At 52.4% G+C, this 17,256-nt stretch carries 17 protein-coding genes; 8 read left to right on the plus strand and 9 right to left on the minus strand.

The features are described 5' to 3' along the window. The first annotated feature begins 19 nt into the window (after nucleotides 1–19). Together rmuC and NZM04_07435 are read left to right on the plus strand one after the other, a co-directional pair. Nucleotides 20–1,414, plus strand: coding sequence for a DNA recombination protein RmuC (gene rmuC, locus NZM04_07430; GenBank protein MCS7063856.1), 1,395 nt, complete (start codon nucleotides 20–22; stop codon nucleotides 1,412–1,414). A gap of 98 nt (nucleotides 1,415–1,512) precedes the next feature. Further along, complete coding sequence (locus tag NZM04_07435; protein ID MCS7063857.1) at nucleotides 1,513–2,922, plus strand: exopolysaccharide biosynthesis polyprenyl glycosylphosphotransferase; 1,410 nt, start codon at nucleotides 1,513–1,515, stop codon at nucleotides 2,920–2,922. Nucleotides 2,923–2,927: 5 nt separating this feature from the next. On the opposite strand, the gene NZM04_07440 is transcribed toward NZM04_07435, so the two are convergent. Beyond that, nucleotides 2,928–3,926 (minus strand): DUF362 domain-containing protein, encoded by a 999-nt coding sequence (locus NZM04_07440; protein MCS7063858.1) that lies wholly within the window; start codon nucleotides 3,924–3,926, stop codon nucleotides 2,928–2,930. A gap of 152 nt (nucleotides 3,927–4,078) precedes the next feature. Further along, nucleotides 4,079–4,732, minus strand: coding sequence for a type II secretion system GspH family protein (locus tag NZM04_07445; protein ID MCS7063859.1), 654 nt, complete (start codon nucleotides 4,730–4,732; stop codon nucleotides 4,079–4,081). Nucleotides 4,733–4,952: 220 nt separating this feature from the next. On the opposite strand from NZM04_07445, the gene rplM reads away from it, so the two are divergent. From rplM to NZM04_07465, 4 genes are read left to right on the plus strand one after another with little or no spacing between them, the layout of a single operon-like run. Continuing rightward, complete coding sequence (gene rplM, locus NZM04_07450; protein ID MCS7063860.1) at nucleotides 4,953–5,381, plus strand: 50S ribosomal protein L13; 429 nt, start codon at nucleotides 4,953–4,955, stop codon at nucleotides 5,379–5,381. Nucleotides 5,382–5,390: 9 nt separating this feature from the next. Beyond that, the gene (gene rpsI / locus NZM04_07455; protein ID MCS7063861.1) at nucleotides 5,391–5,789 is read left to right on the plus strand and encodes a 30S ribosomal protein S9; all 399 of its coding nucleotides are present in this window, start codon (nucleotides 5,391–5,393) and stop codon (nucleotides 5,787–5,789) included. A gap of 3 nt (nucleotides 5,790–5,792) precedes the next feature. Further along, nucleotides 5,793–6,827, plus strand: coding sequence for an N-acetyl-gamma-glutamyl-phosphate reductase (argC, locus tag NZM04_07460; protein MCS7063862.1), 1,035 nt, complete (start codon nucleotides 5,793–5,795; stop codon nucleotides 6,825–6,827). A gap of 11 nt (nucleotides 6,828–6,838) precedes the next feature. Then, nucleotides 6,839–7,279: a nucleoside deaminase gene (locus NZM04_07465; GenBank protein MCS7063863.1), complete on the plus strand. Its 441-nt coding sequence runs from the start codon at nucleotides 6,839–6,841 to the stop codon at nucleotides 7,277–7,279. A 10-nt stretch (nucleotides 7,280–7,289) separates the two neighbouring features. Here the strand turns inward: NZM04_07465 and NZM04_07470 are convergent, their stop codons facing one another. From NZM04_07470 to nusA, 7 genes are all read right to left on the minus strand, one after another. Further along, nucleotides 7,290–8,690, minus strand: coding sequence for a sugar transferase (locus NZM04_07470; protein MCS7063864.1), 1,401 nt, complete (start codon nucleotides 8,688–8,690; stop codon nucleotides 7,290–7,292). Nucleotides 8,691–8,705: 15 nt separating this feature from the next. Beyond that, nucleotides 8,706–9,644, minus strand: coding sequence for a GDP-L-fucose synthase (locus NZM04_07475; protein ID MCS7063865.1), 939 nt, complete (start codon nucleotides 9,642–9,644; stop codon nucleotides 8,706–8,708). 3 nt (nucleotides 9,645–9,647) lie between these two features. Then, on the minus strand, nucleotides 9,648–10,655 hold the full coding sequence (gene gmd / locus NZM04_07480) for a GDP-mannose 4,6-dehydratase (GenBank protein ID MCS7063866.1): 1,008 nt from the start codon (nucleotides 10,653–10,655) through the stop codon (nucleotides 9,648–9,650). 22 nt (nucleotides 10,656–10,677) lie between these two features. Then, entirely contained in the window at nucleotides 10,678–11,190 is a 513-nt protein-coding gene (locus tag NZM04_07485; GenBank protein ID MCS7063867.1) for a hypothetical protein, read from the minus strand. A gap of 71 nt (nucleotides 11,191–11,261) precedes the next feature. Next, complete coding sequence (locus NZM04_07490) at nucleotides 11,262–11,609, minus strand: ribosome-binding factor A (protein ID MCS7063868.1); 348 nt, start codon at nucleotides 11,607–11,609, stop codon at nucleotides 11,262–11,264. A 31-nt stretch (nucleotides 11,610–11,640) separates the two neighbouring features. Beyond that, the gene (gene infB, locus NZM04_07495) at nucleotides 11,641–13,983 is read right to left on the minus strand and encodes a translation initiation factor IF-2 (protein ID MCS7063869.1); all 2,343 of its coding nucleotides are present in this window, start codon (nucleotides 13,981–13,983) and stop codon (nucleotides 11,641–11,643) included. Between the two features lie 36 nt (nucleotides 13,984–14,019). Further along, entirely contained in the window at nucleotides 14,020–15,282 is a 1,263-nt protein-coding gene (gene nusA / locus NZM04_07500; GenBank protein MCS7063870.1) for a transcription termination factor NusA, read from the minus strand. Nucleotides 15,283–15,381: 99 nt separating this feature from the next. On the opposite strand from nusA, the gene NZM04_07505 reads away from it, so the two are divergent. Both NZM04_07505 and NZM04_07510 read left to right on the plus strand, forming a co-directional pair. After that, complete coding sequence (locus NZM04_07505; GenBank protein ID MCS7063871.1) at nucleotides 15,382–16,614, plus strand: RluA family pseudouridine synthase; 1,233 nt, start codon at nucleotides 15,382–15,384, stop codon at nucleotides 16,612–16,614. A 175-nt stretch (nucleotides 16,615–16,789) separates the two neighbouring features. Then, a partial coding sequence (locus NZM04_07510) for a hypothetical protein (protein ID MCS7063872.1) occupies nucleotides 16,790–17,256 on the plus strand: 467 nt, incomplete at its 3' end.

The following is a 17,256-nucleotide window of genomic DNA, read 5'->3' on the forward strand; positions in this document are numbered from 1 at the left end:
GGTGGGCTAACAAGGATTTATGTTAATCGAAATTATCGCTTTTGCATGCCTGGGGGGAATTTTAGCGGCAGGTATCATTTGGATTTTCAGGCGGCAGTTTCGTGAAATGGCTGATGCTTTAGCCCAAAAAGAAGAAAATGCGAGGCAAGCTTTGTTAATCGCTGTGCGTGAGCGCATCGGAGAGCTGCAAACCTATTTTCAGCAAGAGTTTTCTTTGTTTCGGCAAGAGTTACAGGCTGCATCAAGGGAGGAGACGCAGGTGCTATTAAAACAAGCGCAAGAGGGCAGTCAGGCTGTGCAGCGGAGTCTGCTGGATTTTTCAGCTAATCTGAGTCAACGCACGGAAGCGGCTCATCAGATGCAACAGCAAGTTTTGCATCAGCTTCAATCGCGTCTGCAAGAGACACTGGATCGGCTAGGACAACGGATCGAAGAGCGGCTTGATGCGGTGCGAGCGACTGTGGAAGGTCGCTTGAGAAGCTTGCAAGAAGATAACGCCGTGCAGCTCGATCGTATACGACACACAGTGGATGAGCGTCTGCAGAACACGTTAGATAAACGGTTGAGCGAATCTTTCTCAGTCGTATCAGAACGGCTTGAGCTTGTGCAGCGCGGATTAGGGGAAATGCAGTCGCTTGCCAGTGGCGTGGGAGAATTGAAGCGCGTGTTGACGAATGTGAAGCAGCGCGGCACGTGGGCGGAGATTCAACTGGGCGTTTTGATCAGCGAGATGCTCGCTCCGCATCAGTATGCGGTGAACGTTAAACCGGATCCTCAATCACGGGAAGTCGTGGAGTATGCGATACGGCTTCCTGGGCGCGAGGGGGAGAGTGAAGTGTGGCTGCCGGTAGATTCAAAGTTTCCGATGGAGGATTATCAACGGCTTGTAGAGGCTTCAGAAAGAGGGGATAGTGCGGCCGTCGAGGTTGCGACTCGAGAGGTGCGGCGAGCTGTTATAGAAGCGGCTAAGGAGATTTCGCAGAAATATTTGCGACCTCCACGCACGACGGATTTTGCTATTATGTATCTACCGACTGAGGGGTTGTATGCTGAGGCCGTGCGTCAGGTGGGACTTGTGCAAGAGCTACAGCAAAAGTATCGGGTCGTTGTGGCTGGGCCGACGACCTTTACGGCACTGCTGAATAGCCTGCAGATCGGCTTCAAGACGCTGGCTATTCAAGAGCAATCGGCTCGGGTGTGGCGGGTGTTGAACGAAGTCCGTGTGGAATTCGGAAAGTTTGCGGAGTGGGTTGGAGCCGTGAAGGCGCGTTTTGATCAAGCGAGTAAAGAGCTTGAGAAAGTGGAGACGCGGACTCGTGCTGTGGAGCGGAAACTTCAGGGTCTTGGGACGGTGGGTGCGATTGAGTCTGAGCAGCCTGTGCTGAGGGTTGGAGAAGGAAGTGAGGGGGAGTAGTTTAGGGTTCACGGAAGGAGAATTTTTGTTAGTCTGCTAGGAAGAGGAGGCATTATGATTCAGATGGGGGTTTTGTTGAATGTTGATTAGAGGATGTGATGTTAACAAAAGTCTTACATGCACCGCTGCGATTTCATACGACAACGCTTTTGCTTTTGGATTGGGCGACGTTTTCGGCATGTTATTACGCCGCGGCGCTATACGTGCGGCAGAGTATCTTTGATCCTGAGGCTTTTGCTACGGATGTGTTGTTAATATCGCTGGGGGCGATCAGTCTCATGTTTTTCGTTATCTCTGGATACGATCGGCGTAACGATATGCAAAGCTTGCGTTATACAATTGAGCATATATTGGCTGGGGGTGTAGCGCTTTTAGTGGTGTTGGTGGGGGCTTATGTTTTCACCTCGTATGCAGCGGTGATGATGCCGAGCCGGGGTGCGGTGTTGTTGGCTTTTGTGTCGTTTGTTCCTTTGTCGTTGACCTATCGGCGATTTTTGAGTGATCGGCTGGTGGATTATAATCGGGAAAATTACTTCTTGGCGGTCGGTGGGGCGAAGGAGTTGGAGGATTTTTATCGAGATTATAAGGAGGCTAAGCAGCCACAGAAGCTTGTGTTGGTGGGGTTGACTGAGGCTGATTGGGGAAAGCGGGTGGTGGGAAAAGGTGAGACGATTGAGATTGGGAGTGATCCGATAAAAGCTTTTGATCAGGTAGACGAGCGGTGTGAAGGGATCATTTTGTGTTTTGATCCGGAGCATTTGTCGGAGAAGTTTTTGGATCGCATTTTGTCGTTTTATTTAAAGCGGATACCTGTTTTTACGTTGGAGTCATTTTCGAGTATGTATTGGAAGAAGCTGCCTGTGGAGCGCGTGGACTTGGTATGGGCGTTGGAGGATAATTTAAGTCTGGCGCGGACGGAAGCTTTCGATAAGGCTAAGCGATTGATCGATATTGGGCTGAGTTTGTTGTTGTTGCTTCCTGCTGCTCCCGTTATTTTAGTGCTTGCGGGATTGATTAAGTTGACGAGTCCTGGACCGGCCTTTTTCGAGCAGACACGGATAGGGCGATATCGTAAGCCATTTACGTTGTATAAGCTTCGAACGATGATCCACAATCCTGATCCGGAGAAGGGAGATGTTTACACGCGGAAAAATGATCCTCGTGTGACGCCGCTGGGTGCTTTGCTGAGGAAGATGCGGCTAGATGAGTTGCCTCAGCTTTGGAATGTGTTGATCGGAGACATGAGCTTAATCGGGCCAAGGGCGGAATGGGCGAAATTGGTCGAGCACTATGAAAGTAAGATTCCGTATTATCATTTGAGGCATCTGGTCAAGCCTGGGATTACGGGCTGGGCACAAGTGAACTATCCTTATGGGGAAAGTGAGAAAGATGCCGTCGAAAAACTTAAATACGATTTGTATTACATTAAGAACTACTCTTTCGTTTTGGATGCAGCGATTTTTTTGAAGACTATTTTCGTGATGCTTTTTGGGCGCGGTGCGCGTTAGTTCTATCAGCGGAGGACTTGTATTCGACTGCGGTCTGCTTCTCCTAAGCCAATTTCAGCGGCTGCGGCTAGATGGCCTGGTTGGGGGGTAAGGGGAGGCATCTGAGCTTCCTTGCGGTATTCATTTAGGAGCTCGAGGCCGACGGTATCGAGTGCGACAGGGTCTTGGCTAAGGAGGATGATTCCAGCAGGTCGGGAAAATTCGGCGTGTTGACGAGGTCCAGCAGCGAACTGGATGCGAAGACCGTCGAGAATGTGGAGACGGACTTTTGATTTCAAAATAGGATGATCAAGGATTTCTCCGATCGCTTCGTCTGTGCTGCGAGGGCCTTGGGTAAAGCGCAGGGTGTTGTCTACACTGCCGAGAGCGAGTGAGACTAAGGTGCCGTGTATGCCATAGAGATTATCATGATTGAGGGCAGAAACATTGATGACTTGAGTAAAAGTGTGGACAAGCGGGTGGGCAAAATACGAGCGCCTGCTAGTGCCGTTTTTGAGGTCAAAGAAACGTTTGCGATCCTTGAATTTTTCGGGGCGTAGGCGATCTCTTTGGTATTCTGTTAAAAAATCTAGATCGCCTGGGACAAGGTTTCCGACGAGTGGGTAGTCAATGAAGGCTTTGCGACTCATTCCCGGAGGTGATGGAAGGATCGAGGTGATATGGGCATCGAGATGATGAGAGGGGGGAAGGTAGCCAGCATGTTCCATATCGCGTTGCCATTTGTCCCACACAGTGATTTTGCTGATGCCAGCTTGACGAAGGCTTTGGATGATGGTTTTCACAAGTTCGATTCGAGTGCCACTGAGGCGGCCGCCGAGGGTGGAAATTTTGATTCCGACGTGATCGCGGCGAGAAAGGCCAAGTTTTCTCCATGCTGTGGTTTCAGATTGTGAATCTGTGAGTCGGAGTAGTGCGCTTTGCCATGCTAGACGGACTTTGTCTTCCAGAATATCCAAACCGACAATTGCTTCAGGAATGTCATGTCGCACTACAGTCGCGGGCATTGAAAACCCTGGTGAAACTGTTACGCCAAGAAGAAGAAAAAGCAGTAAATGGGAAGAGAGTAGGCGTCGCACATTTTGCGGCGGGAATTGACGGGCAAGGGATCTCCAAGCCAAACGGAAGAAAGAAGGGTAGCTTGTGCAGAGAATTGGGATTAATCCAGCCAATTGGGAGCAGTAGGGGGGGTGTCAGCTTGCACCATCTGCGTGGCCATGGATTTCTTCATTTTCTGGGCTTCGCCATTTTTTCTAATGAAGACAAAGCCTTTTTCACCGAAAGGAGCTGTTTTGGTGAGAGCTCCCGTGCCCCAGGGAAGGCTTTTATTTTTGGTAGTGGCAAATATTGTAGTGCCTGGATCCGCATCCGAGACAAAACCGATCCGAAATGCATTGTTTGCAGAGGGGATATCAACAGGGCCGGTCGCATTGTTTGCGCCGGAAAATACTGGCACACCGGCGGCAACAACGATTCTGACAATTTCACGTGGTGAAATGTAGTCGTTTTCTTGCATTATTCGGTAGTAGGCGGAGCAATTGGAGGGGGGAGAGGGATTAGTAATGTTGGCTGGCCAACCGATGCGATCGCTGCCCGTTGTGCTAGCGTCGAGAGACATCTGCATGGCAATGGTGTAGAGTTGACGTAGATTATTGATGGCAGCCGTCATTTGAGCTTCATTTACAGCGTTGGTGATGCCTGGCAAAGCGAGACTCGCCAGAATGCCGATGATCGCTATGACGACTAAAAGCTCGACGAGGGTGAATGCGCGAAATTTTTGCTTTGGGAGAACGGTGGGCTGTTTGGAATTCATACTGGCTATCAACATTTCCTGCCATTCGTCTTTTGTCAAGCTTTGGGTATTTAAGAAAAATTAACCTGTTTGCGCCGAGATTTATCGAGAGTCGAGAGTCGGAGGTGTCTTCCCTTTCATCTAAGGTTGTGGCTTGTGCCTGACGTGTGAGGGGGGAGGGTGTCTGCAAAATGCTTTGACAACGCTGCCTGATTTCGCTTTTATGCTGTGCTCCTTTGGTATGAAGACGTATAGCGCAAAGAAGGAAGAGCAACGTCCTCGCTGGTATCTGATTGATGCGAATAATGCAGTGGTGGGCCGTGTTGCTGCGAAGGCAGCAGTTATACTTCGCGGTAAAAATAAACCGACCTTCACACCCCACGTAGATACGGGGGACTACGTCATTGTGATTAATGCAGCTAAAGCCGTTTTCACAGGTAAGAAAGAGACACAAAAAGTTTATACTAGCTATTCGGGCTACATTGGAGGTCATAAGGCAGAGACCGTTAAAGCACGACGAATGCGGCGGCCTGAACTGCTCATCCAGAATGCCGTTAAAGGTATGATTCCACATAATCGGCTTGGTCGAGCTGTCCTTAAAAAATTGCGTGTTTACGCGGGTCCGGAGCATCCTCATGCTGGACAAAATCCTATCGCGGTAACTCTTTAATCGAATACCATGAATGCTACTTCATCCTACATCGAGACAGTCGGTCGCCGTAAGACGGCTGTCGTCATTGCCCGTGTGAAGCCCGGCACAGGAATCATCACCGTAAACAAGCGTCCATTTGAGGAATATTTCCCCACTCTAAATATGCAGCTTGAGGCCTTAAAGAGCCTCCAGGCTACTGACAGCATTCGCAAATTTGATATCGAGGCCAGAGCCGAAGGTGGCGGCTTGCAGGGTCAAGCAGGAGCATTCAAGCTGGCCACGGCGCGGGCCCTCGTCAAAATCAATAGCGAAAATAAAGCCATCCTTCGAAAAATCGGCGCTCTCACCCGTGATCCTCGCGCTAAGGAGCGTAAGAAATCAGGACAACCTGGCGCCCGAAAGCGCTTCCAGTTCTCCAAACGATAAGTCGTGTCCCTCACACCTGTCGTCATTATTGGAGCCTCCGGTTACACAGGGGAGGAGCTTGTCCGTCTTACCCTTCGCCATCCGCATTTACAGCTTCAGGCTGTGACATCGCGCCAAAACGCAGGTGAACTGCTTGAACGCAAAATCCCAGCGCTTCCTCGCAAAACTGACCTGCGTTTTAGCAATCCACACCTGGATGAGTTGGCTCATCTTGCTTCAGTCTTTTTTTTGGCCGTTCCGCATGGGCTGGCGGCTGAATATGCTGTTCCGCTTATTCAGATGGGAAAGATTGTTATTGATCTGAGCGCGGATTTTCGATTGCGAGAGGCTGCACGTTATGAGGCCTTTTATGGCCATCCTCATCCCGCGCCGAGTTTACTTAGTCAAGCTTGCTATGCGCTTCCAGAGATCAGACGCGAGATGATTCCCCAATACAATTTGCTAGCTGCGCCGGGGTGTTATCCCACGAGTATTCTCCTTCCACTTGTTCCGTTGCTTCGCCGAAAGCTCATCGAGGCTAACTCCATCACCATAACCTCTGCCAGCGGCGTAAGTGGGGCAGGAAAAAAGGCAGACCTGGCTTACTTGTTTGGAGAGGTAAACGAAAACTTTCGTGCCTACGGCTTGCCGTTACATCGGCATGTGAGTGAGATTGAGCAAGAACTTTCGCTTGCAGCCGAAGAGAACGTGTGTGTGACCTTTATACCTCATCTCGCTCCGTGGCATCGGGGCATCTGGACTACGATTGTGGTTATGCTTAAGGCCAATGTATCTGAGGCGGAAATTCATGCTGCTTATGAACGAGACTATACAAGTGAGCCGTTTATCTCCGTGATGCGCGCTACAGAAGTCATGCCTGATATGCGCAACGTTCAACGCACGAATCGTGCTGAGATAGCGTGGCATCTAGATTCACGCACGGGGCGGCTGATTGTTTTTTCGACGATTGATAATCTGGGAAAGGGCGCTGCATCGCAGGCTATTCAAATTTTGAATTGTCGCATGGGATGGCCTGAGACAACCGGGTTAGAAGGATAAACGTTATGCAAATGGATCAGCACTATATGTCACTAGCCCTAGAAGAAGCCAAGAAGGGGCTGGCTGAAGGAGGCATTCCGATTGGATCTGTGCTGGTATATCGCGGTGAGGTGATTGGCCGCGGGCATAATCAGCGCGTGCAACGTGGCAGTGTGATTCATCATGCTGAGATGAATTGCCTGGAGAATGCCGGGCGTCGTACGGCCTCTGTATATCGTGAGTGTGTTCTATACACCACGTTGTCGCCTTGCCCGATGTGCAGCGGAGCAGTGATTCTCTATAAGATTCCAAGAGTGGTGGTGGGGGAAAATCAGACGTTTCGTGGTGCAGAAGACTGGCTTGCTCGAGAGGGGGTCGATGTCTGCGTGTTACAGGATGAAGCTTGTATGGCTCTGATGCGGGACTTTATTGCGAGACATCCTGCGCTCTGGAATGAGGATATCGGTGTGTGAAGCCAGAGATTTATTTAGCGCCACGTCTTGCTAATACTGCGGGGATGGTGCGGAGGAGGATCTGGATGTCCAGCCAGAGGCTCCAGTTGTCGATGTATTCGAGGTCTAGGCGCACCCAGTCGCTGAAATCTTTGATTTCGTTGCGTCCAGCGACTTGCCATAGGCAGGTCAAGCCGGGGCGGACACTCATTCGGCGTCGTTGCGAGTAGTCGGAGAAATTTTCAGTCTCATAGACGGGCAAGGGGCGTGGGCCGACGAGGCTCATTTCTCCGCGCAAGACGTTCCATAGCTGGGGTAGCTCATCTAGGCTCCAGCGCCGTAGGAAACGGCCGATGGGGGTGATGCGTGGATCGTTTTCAATTTTGAAAACTGGACCGCGCATTTCATTTCTAGCTTGGAGCTCGGGTTGCAGCTTTTCTGCATCTTTGATCATGGTGCGGAATTTGTGCATACGAAAGACGCGGCCGTATCGTCCGCTTCGAGGTTGCGAATAGAAAATGGGAGGTCCACTTGTGACGAGGATAGCCGCAGCAATCAGGAGAAAGAGTGGTGAGAGAGTGATGAGGAGAATTAATGCTCCGATGCGATCGATTAGGCTTTTACAGAGGAGCTGGAAAGAGCTGTCGGGGGTAGTGCGGAAGATTAGGAGGGGACGGCCGTAAAATTTGTCGAAAGATGGGCGAGCGAGGGAGGTGCGAAGGAAATCGGCGGTGACCCAGACTTCGACACCTTCTGTTTCGCAAGCTTGAACTATTTCGCTGCATGTGTGGAGATGGCGTTCGTGTAGCTCGACTACGACGAGGTCAATGTTTTCTTGGTGGAGGCGTTTTAGGAATTCTTCGCGTTGAACATCCTCAAGTGAGATGTGTCCTTTGATGGCATAGCTGGAGATGGGTTGTGATTGAAATTCATTTTGCCAACGATGAAAAGAGGCGGCATCGCTGCAGATGAGGATATGCTGGCGATCGGCTTCGTTGCGGCTTTTTTGGATGAGCCAGCGACGGAAGAGATACTCGCGGAGAACAATTAATGCCGTGGAGCAAGGGATGTAGGCGACAAAGACGCCACGACTCATGACGTTTTCTGGGATTTTGAGAGCGAGGGTGGTAGCAGCTAAAACGAGGGTGAGAAAGGCGATGGCACGGATGATCGGCCAGATGAGCTGGCGCAGGCGGCGTATCATGCTGCCGCGGTAGAGGCCGTTAAACTCGAGTAATAACGGGCCTAGGGGAAGGATTATGCCGATGAGCCAGAGGTAGTTGTAAAAAGTGATGCTTTCTATGGGCTCGAGTAGGAAGTAGGGCATCACTTCGGATCGAAGCCAGAAAGCGAGGTAGAGGGCGAATGAGAGGAGGAATGCATCAATGAGCTGGAGGATCTGATAGTAAAATTGTTGTTTGCGGGAAAGCATGAAGCACAACGGTTGTTATTTCAGAGATTGATTTTTTTGTAACCAATCACTATAGGAGGCTTCTAGGCCTTTTTCTAGGGGTGTTGTGGCTTTCCAGCCGAGAGCTTGGATTTTAGAGATATCGAGGAGTTTACGCGGAGTGCCATCGGGCTTGCTCGGATCGAAAATCAGTTTGCCGGTGTATCCTGTGATTTTGGCGATGAGATGTGCTAGTTCTGCGATTGTGATATCTTGGCCGCAGCCGACGTTGATAATTTCTGGGTCGTCGTAGTGATCCATTAAGAAGAGGCATGCATCTGCAAGATCGTCTGAGTAGAGGAATTCTCGACGTGGGGTGCCTGTGCCCCAGATGGTGATGGTTGGGTGTTGATTGATGCGTGCTTCGTGGAATCTGCGGATCAGAGCAGGGATGACGTGGGAATGCTCAGGGTGATAGTTGTCGTTGGGCCCGTAGAGGTTGGTAGGCATGGCGCAGATGAAGTTGCAGCCGTATTGTTTGCGGTAGGCTTGGCAGAGCTTTATACCGGCGATTTTGGCGATGGCGTAGGCTTCGTTGGTGGGCTCTAGATGGCCGTTGAGGAGGGCGCTTTCGGGTATGGGTTGGGGTGCAAACTTGGGGTAAATGCATGAGCTGCCGAGGAAGAGGAGTTTGCGAACGCCGTAGCGATGAGCTGCGGAGATGACGTTGTTTTGGATGGCGAGATTTTCTAGGAGGAAATCAACGGGATAGGTATCGTTGGCGAGGATGCCGCCGACTTTGGCTGCAGCAAGGAAGACATATTGGGGGCGATGTTGTTCAAAAAAGGTTGCGACGGCTTCTGCATTTTTGAGGTCAAGCTCAGCTCGTGTGCGGGTGAGGATCGAGCTGTAGCCTTTTTTTTGGAGTGCGCGGACGATGGCTGAGCCGACTAGTCCGCGGTGACCGGCGACGTAAATCGGGGCGTTTTTTTCCATGGGTTAGGCACGGATATCAAGGCCTTTGAGTTGGCGATCGAGTAGTTCACAATCGGCTTCGACCATTATTTTGACAAGTTCTTTGAATCGGACTTTGGGTTCCCAACCGAGGCGTTTTTTGGCTTTGGAGGCGTCTCCGATGAGGAGGTCGACTTCTGCGGGGCGCAGGTAGCGTGGATCGAAGCGGACGTAATCTCTCCAGTCGAGGTTGACGTAGGCGAATGCTTCTTCGACGAATTCGCGGACGGAGTGGGTCTCGCCTGTGGCGATTACGTAATCGTCGGGGTTGTCTTGCTGGAGCATGAGCCACATGGCTTCGACGTATTCAGGGGCGTAGCCCCAGTCGCGTTTTGCATCGAGGTTGCCGAGGTAGAGTTCTTTTTGGATTCCGGCTTTGATGCGGGCTACGGCGCGTGTGATTTTTCGTGTGACGAAGGTTTCGCCGCGACGGGGGCTTTCGTGATTGAAGAGGATGCCATTGCTGGCATGGAGGTTGTAGGATTCGCGGTAGTTGACGGTGATCCAGTAGGCATAGACTTTGGCGACGGCGTAGGGGCTGCGTGGGTAGAATGGTGTTTGTTCGTTTTGTGGGACGGTTTGGACTTTGCCGAACATTTCGCTGCTGGAGGCTTGATAGAATCGGCTTTTGATGCCGACTTGTCGCATGGCTTCGAGGATTCGGGTGGTGCTGAGTGCTGTCATGTCGGCTGTGGCTAAGGGCATGTCGAAGCTTACGCGGACGTGGCTTTGAGCGCCTAGGTGGTAGATTTCATCTGGGCGGATGTCGTAGAGGAGGTGGATGATATTTGAGGAGTCTGTGAGGTCTCCGTAGTGTAGGAATAAGCGCACGTCTTTTTCATGGCGGTCTTTGTAGAGGTGATCGATGCGTTCTGTATTAAAGGAGCTGGAGCGGCGGATGATGCCGTGGACTTCGTATCCTTTGCTGAGGAGGAGCTCTGCGAGGTATGAGCCATCTTGGCCTGTGATGCCGGTGATGAGGGCTTTTTTCATGGAGTTTTTGGGGGGGTGTGGGTTATTTTTTGCGGGGTTCGATGATGATGCATTTTAGACCGGAACGGTCGTTGATTTCCTCACTGCGGGTTTGGATATCGGGGTCATCTTTGAAGTATTGGTGGATGAGGAGACGGTTGTAGGAGTTCATTGGGGGAAGTTTGATGGGTTGGCCTGTGGCACGGACTTTTTCTGCGCGTTCTTTCCAGCGTGCGAGGAATTGGTCGCGTTCAGTTTTGCGGTAGTTTTCGACGTCTATGCGGATTTTTGGGTGTTCGTTTTTTTTGCGTTCGGGGGAAGGGGAGTGGATTTCGTGTTGGGATTCGATGATGCGGTTGAGGAGGTATTCGAGCTCTTCGAGGGTGTGTCCGTTGCGTCCGATGAGGCGGCCGGGTTCGCGGGTGAAGATGTTGAGTGTGGGGCCTTCGAGTTCTTGTGTTTCTTGGATTTCAAATGTGAAGCCTAGGTGACCCAAGATGCTTTCGAGGATTTCTTTTGGGCTCTCGATGGGGGAAGGGGCTTGGGGAGCATTCATGCTCGGGATATTGCCTGATTTATTTTGGGGGGAAACTTTTTTGTTTTTTTAATTCTTTTGAATGGGTGTGGTTAACTGTTGGGTTCGAGATGATCGAGTATGTCGAGTAGGCGGAGGGTTTTTTGTTGGTGCTCGTCGTCGAGGTGGAAGGTGAGGCAGGGGGTGAATTTTGTTTTGAGGATTTTTCCGAGTTGTTGTTGCCACGGGTGGCGGTGTTTTTGGAGGATTTCGAGGATGTCTGTGTGGGGGATGTTTGAGTTCAGGATGGAGAAGTAGATGTGGGCTTGGCGGAGATCGGGGGTGACATCGACTTCGGTGATGGTGATAAAGTGTCCTTCGAGGTCGGTGTGTTGGCGGATGAGGGTGGGGAGATGGTGAAGGATGAGTTCTCCGACTCGGAGGGTGCGTTGTGTGTTCATGAGTGTGGGGGGGAGGGAGGGGTTGGATAGGTCAGAGACTTTGTGGGATTTTTTCGAGTTGGTAGCATTCGATGATGTCGTTTTCTTGATATTCGTTGAAGTTGCCTAGGCGGATGCCACATTCTAGGCCTGATCGGACTTCGTTGACGTCGTCTTGGAATCGTTTTAGGGTTGCGATGTTGCCGTCGTAGACAGGTTGTTTGTTGCGGAGGACGCGTGCGCGTGCGTTGCGGAGGATACGGCCGTTTTGGACGATGGATCCGGCGACGTTAAATTTGCTGAGTTGAAAGACTTTTTTGACGAGGGCTGTGCCGATGATGGTTTCGCGGAGCTCTGGATCGAGGAGGCCGGACATGGCTTCTTTGACTTGATCTACGAGCTCATAGATGATGCTGTAGAGTTTGATTTGGACGGATTCTCGCTTTGCGGCGTTGACGGCGTTGCTTTCGGTTTTTGTGTTGAATCCGATGACGATGCCGCCGGAGGCTTTTGCGAGCATGATGTCTGTCTCACTAATGGGGCCGACTGCGGCATGGATGATTTCGAGGTCAACTTTGTTGCTTTTGATGTTGTTGAGCTGGTGTTGGATGGCTTCGAGGGAACCTTGGACGTCGCATTTTAGGAGGATGCGGAGGGTTTTCTTTTGGTTTCCGCTCATGGCTTGGAAGATGTTTTCCAAGGTGATCTTCGGGGCTTGGTCGAGTTTTTGTTTGCGGAGATTTTCTTGTCGCTCTTCACTAATTTGGCGGGCTTCGCGTTCGTCTTTTTTGACTTCGAAGCTTTCGCCGGGTGTGGGGACACCGTTTAAGCCGAGAATTCGGACGGGTATGCTTGGGGTGGCGGTTTTGACGTTTTGGCCTTTATCGTTGATGAGAGCTCTGATACGGCCGTAGTAGGGGCCACAGATGATGACATCGCCGACTTTGAGGGTGCCTTTTTGGACGATGGCGGTGGCGGTGGGGCCGCGGCCTTGTTCGAGTTGTGATTCGATGATGCGGCCGTGTGCGGGGGGGTGGTAGTCGGCTTTGAGCTCGAGCATTTCGGCTTGGAGGAGCATCATTTCGAGGAGGTGGTCGATGCCGATGTTTTTGGTGGCCGAGACTTCGCAGACGATGGTGTCGCCGCCGTATTCTTCGGGGACGAGGCCTTTTTCTTGGAGTTGGGATTTGACTTTGATGGGGTTGGCGTTGGGGAGGTCGATCTTATTGATGGCTACCATGATGGCGACTTTGGCTGCGCGGGCGTGATTGATGGCTTCGAGGGTTTGTGGCATGATGCCGTCGTCGGCTGCGACGACGATGACGGCGATGTCTGTGATGTTGGCGCCACGGGCGCGCATGGCGGTGAAAGCTTCGTGGCCTGGGGTGTCGAGGAAGGTGATGAGTTGTCCGTTGTGTTCGACGGTATAGGCGCCGATGTGTTGGGTGATGCCTCCGGCTTCACCAGCAGCGACTTTTGTTTTTCGTATGCAGTCGAGTAGGGAGGTCTTGCCGTGGTCGACGTGTCCCATGAAGGTGATAATCGGAGGTCGTGGTCGGATGTCGGTCGGTGCGGTGGGTTGTGGGGGGTGTTTGGGGGGATGGATTTTTGATGTAGGCTGGGTTGATTGAGTGGGGGAGGTTTGCTGAGAGGCTTGTTTATCGCGTTTTTCGACTTGTAGGGTGAAACCGAGTTTGTTGCAGACTTTACGGGCAACTTCTTCTTCAAGGGGTTGAGTGAGCGTGGCGAAGATATTGAGCTCCATCATGTGGTGGAGGAGCTGGAAGGGCTTGAGGCCGAGTGCGACTGCAAGCTCTTTGACGACGATGGGGGGTTTGATAACGACGGTTTTGTTATCGGTGGATGATTTGCTTGCGGGGACGAGAGTGGCTTGGGATGCTCCAGGAGGCGGAGGGGAGGAGGGAGGAGGCGAGGTATGAGATGTGGGGCCAGAAGTCGCTGGAGAGGGGGCAGCGGAAGGGGAAGGGGGATTGCTTGGAGGCGGTGGGGTTTGTGTTGTGGGGGGATTGGGAGGGGTGTTTAACTTTTCCTCTAGGGAGGTCAGCAGGGAATGTCGGCGAGGGGTTGGGGAAGTGGTTTTGGTTGCGGCTGCTGCACGGAGTTGACTGATAATATTTAAGTTCGAATTGGTGGCAGATTTTGAATCAGGGTTTGGTTCTTGGACGTGAGTTTGAGATTGGGATTCGCTTATGTCTTTTGAAGATTTCTTGGGGGCAGCGGTGGTAGTAGGGTTTTTTTTAGAGGTTTCGGTGAGAGCTTCGTCGGCCGGTTTGGGTTTGCTTTTCTTTTTTTTCACCGTGGCCGTTGGATTATCGGCATCGTTTAAGTCCTCTTGATCGAGGGTGGGGTCAATATGTTTTCTTTTGGCTGGCATAGGTGGGCTTCAAGCGAAGGGGAAGGGAAGGGTTGATCATTCCTCCTGCGTTTCTTGGTATTTATTCAAGGCAGCATGATAGATTTTCTTTGCTAACTCGGGATCGAGGTCTGCCGTGGCCTCGAGGAAGTCCGATTCTTCGATCAGAGTGATCTCTTTTCCTGAACTAAATCCAGCTCTTAAAATTTTCTCCGCGATGTCTGCAGGGATGTCTAAATCTTGAGAGAGCATTTGGGTTGCCCGTGCGAGTTTCTCGGCGAATCCGGCTGTTCCGGTTTCCTCTTTGATGATGTCTATCTCGTAACCTAAAATCTTGGAGGCGAGGCGCGCATTTTGTCCGCGTCGTCCGAGCGCGAGTGAGTAGTTATCCTCATCTACAGTCACCTTGAGCCGCTTATTTTGCTCATCTACGACGACATTTTTGAGCTTTGCGGGCTTCAAGGCATCCACTGCTAGTTCCTTGACGTTATCTGTCCATCGGAACAAGTCGATTTTTTCATTATTCAATTCGCGCACGATATTTTTCACTCGCGCTCCGCGGACACCGACGCAAGCCCCCACTGGATCAATCTTCTCCTTGGTTGTGGCCACGGCGATTTTCGTGCGATATCCTGCTTCGCGTGCTAGGGCTTTGATCGTGATTGTGCCGTCGGCTAGTTCGGTGACTTCCAACTCAAAAAGCTTCTTCACAAAGTTCGGGTGACTGCGGGATAACGTAATGCCCGTTCCCCGTCCGCTATTGTCCACGGATAAAACGTAAGCCCGAATACGGTCGCCAGGCTGCAAATCTTCGCCTGCGATTCGCTCCTTAGCGGGCAACAAAGCTTCATACTTCCCCAAGTCCACATAGACGTCGCCGTGGTCGATGCGTCGCACGGTGCCCATCACAATTGTGTTTTCTCGGTCCTTAAATTCTTCATAGATCATCGTTCGCTCGATCTGCCGCAGATTTTGATTTAGCGTCTGTTTGAAGACCTGCGCCGCGATCCGCCCGAAATCTTTCGGCATCACTTCAAAATCTCGCACCTCCCCTACTTGTGCTTCTGGATATTTCTCACGGGCCCGCGCGAGCGAAATCTTCGAGGGGTCATTCGTCGCGTGCTCGACGATCTTCAGCGGGGCAAACACCTTGTATTTCCCCGTCTTGGCATCGATCTCAACTTTCACATTGGTCTCTTGCCCCATACACTTCCGTGCAGCCGCCACGAGCCCTTGCCGCACAACCTCCACGGCTAGTGGCCGCTTTATGCCCCGGTCTTTCTCCAGGTAATCAAATATCGCCGCAATTTCTTGACTCATACTCACTTCTCTCTAGGCCCAAACCGCCATGTCCAAGCAAAAAAAAAGTGGAGAACCTACTCAGCTCACCACTTCCTCTTGGACACAGAACTTTGAGCCATGCCCAACCTAGTCTCTCTCTTCCCCACGTCAAGCCTCCTTTTTCCCCGCAACGTCCGCTCTCTCGTCCTCCTGCCCGCTCCACCCTGCTCCAGCCACTGCGCCTTCCCTCTTCCCTGGGTCGTCCTGCGCCATTTCGAGCCTGCCTCAGGGTCTCGACCGCACACCGCCTCTCTGCTACATTTTTGCCCACGTTTGCCAACGTCCCCCATCATGTCCGCCATTCTGCCTCCTAGTTCCCCCACCGTCATCTCGCCCGAAGCCCTCCAACCCTTCGCTCGCACCCGTCTTGACATCGCCCTGGCTCGCATCACCGGCCGTTCCCGCACCTGGATCCAACGCCAGATCAAAGCCGGCCGCCTCACCACCTCCGAGGGCGTCCCTCTCCTCTCCTGCGCCGAGCCGCCTCCTCTCCACACCACTCTTCATCTCGCTGTGCCTTGCGACGCAGCTCCCTCCTCAGCCGCCATGGAAGAGGGGGAAACGCACAACCGCCTCCCTGACTCCGCCTTCCTCTACGAGGACGACCACCTCATCGTCCTCAACAAACCTCCCGGCCTCGTCGTCCACCCTGCCTCGGGCCATTTTCGCGGCACCCTCTCCCAACTCCTCCTCGCCCGCTACGGCCCTCAATCCCTCTCCACCCGGGCCGGCTCCGATCGTCCCGGCATCGTCCATCGTCTCGATGCCCACACCTCCGGCCTTCTCCTCATCGCTCGGCACGACCACGCCCATGCCCTCCTCGCTGCCCAATTCGCCTCACGCTCCGTCGAAAAACACTACCTCGCCATCGTCCACGGCACTCTCCGTCACCCCCAAGGCCGCTGCGAAGGCCCTATCGGCCGTCACCCCACGCAACGCAAAAAAATGGCCGTCCTCCCCGGCGCCGGCCGCCCAGCCCTCACCGACTATCGTCTCCTGCACCAATCCCCCCAAGCTGCCCTCCTCCTCTGCCGTCCCCACACAGGCCGCACCCATCAGATCCGCGTGCATCTCGCCCACCTTGGCCATCCGATCCTTGGCGATGCCCTCTACGCCGGCCGCCGCGCTCAACTCCCCGATCTCCCGCCGATCCCCAGGCAAATGCTTCACGCCTATCGTCTCGCCTTCGACCATCCCGCAGACAGCCGTCGCCTCACCTTCACAGCCTCACCTCCAGAAGATTTCGCCAATCTCGCCTACGACCTCCAAATTCCTCTCAACACAATCCTCGAAAGACCACATCCAGAATGATGTTTTTCACTAAAATTTAGTAAAATAAACACCCATTACCCTTGCCTTACCCACTTAGAGAAAATCCCCCTGCCGCCAATGCGGAAAAATATCTCATTTCTGTGACAATTCTTCATCAAAATTTTTACTTTAAGCTCCTTGCTATCAAGCAACAATGTGTGCTAAGACCACAACCATGAACACCACACGGCTCCTCATCCTCACATCATGGTTTGTCGCTACAGCCTCAGTTCATGCGCAAGTCACTTACTTCTTCGGTGACAACACCCCCGGCGCCTCCCAAAACATCGTCCAAGCCTTCAACGCATGGAAAGGCGGTGTCGGCCCCAGCGTCGCAACCATGACCGGCGCCGCTCTAGCAGCAGGCACCATCGCCGGCGCAGGTGGCACCTACGTGATCGATACTGGCATCAACGCCTCCTCACCCTTCGGCGCTTCTCCTACAAGCACGGAGATCAATGACCCACCGCCATGGACACGGACGTATGGCGGAGGCGTCTTCACCTACACCGTTTACAATACACCCATGCTGAATACAAATCCAGCCACGTGGAACACACCCGCTGCATATCTCGGAAACCAAATCTACTATCCTGGCAGTCCATCTACACTCTCTGCCCAACTCCTCGCTTCCCACAACGC

It is taken from the genome of Candidatus Methylacidiphilales bacterium (assembly GCA_025056655.1).
Classification (GTDB): domain Bacteria; phylum Verrucomicrobiota; class Verrucomicrobiia; order Methylacidiphilales; family JANWVL01; genus JANWVL01.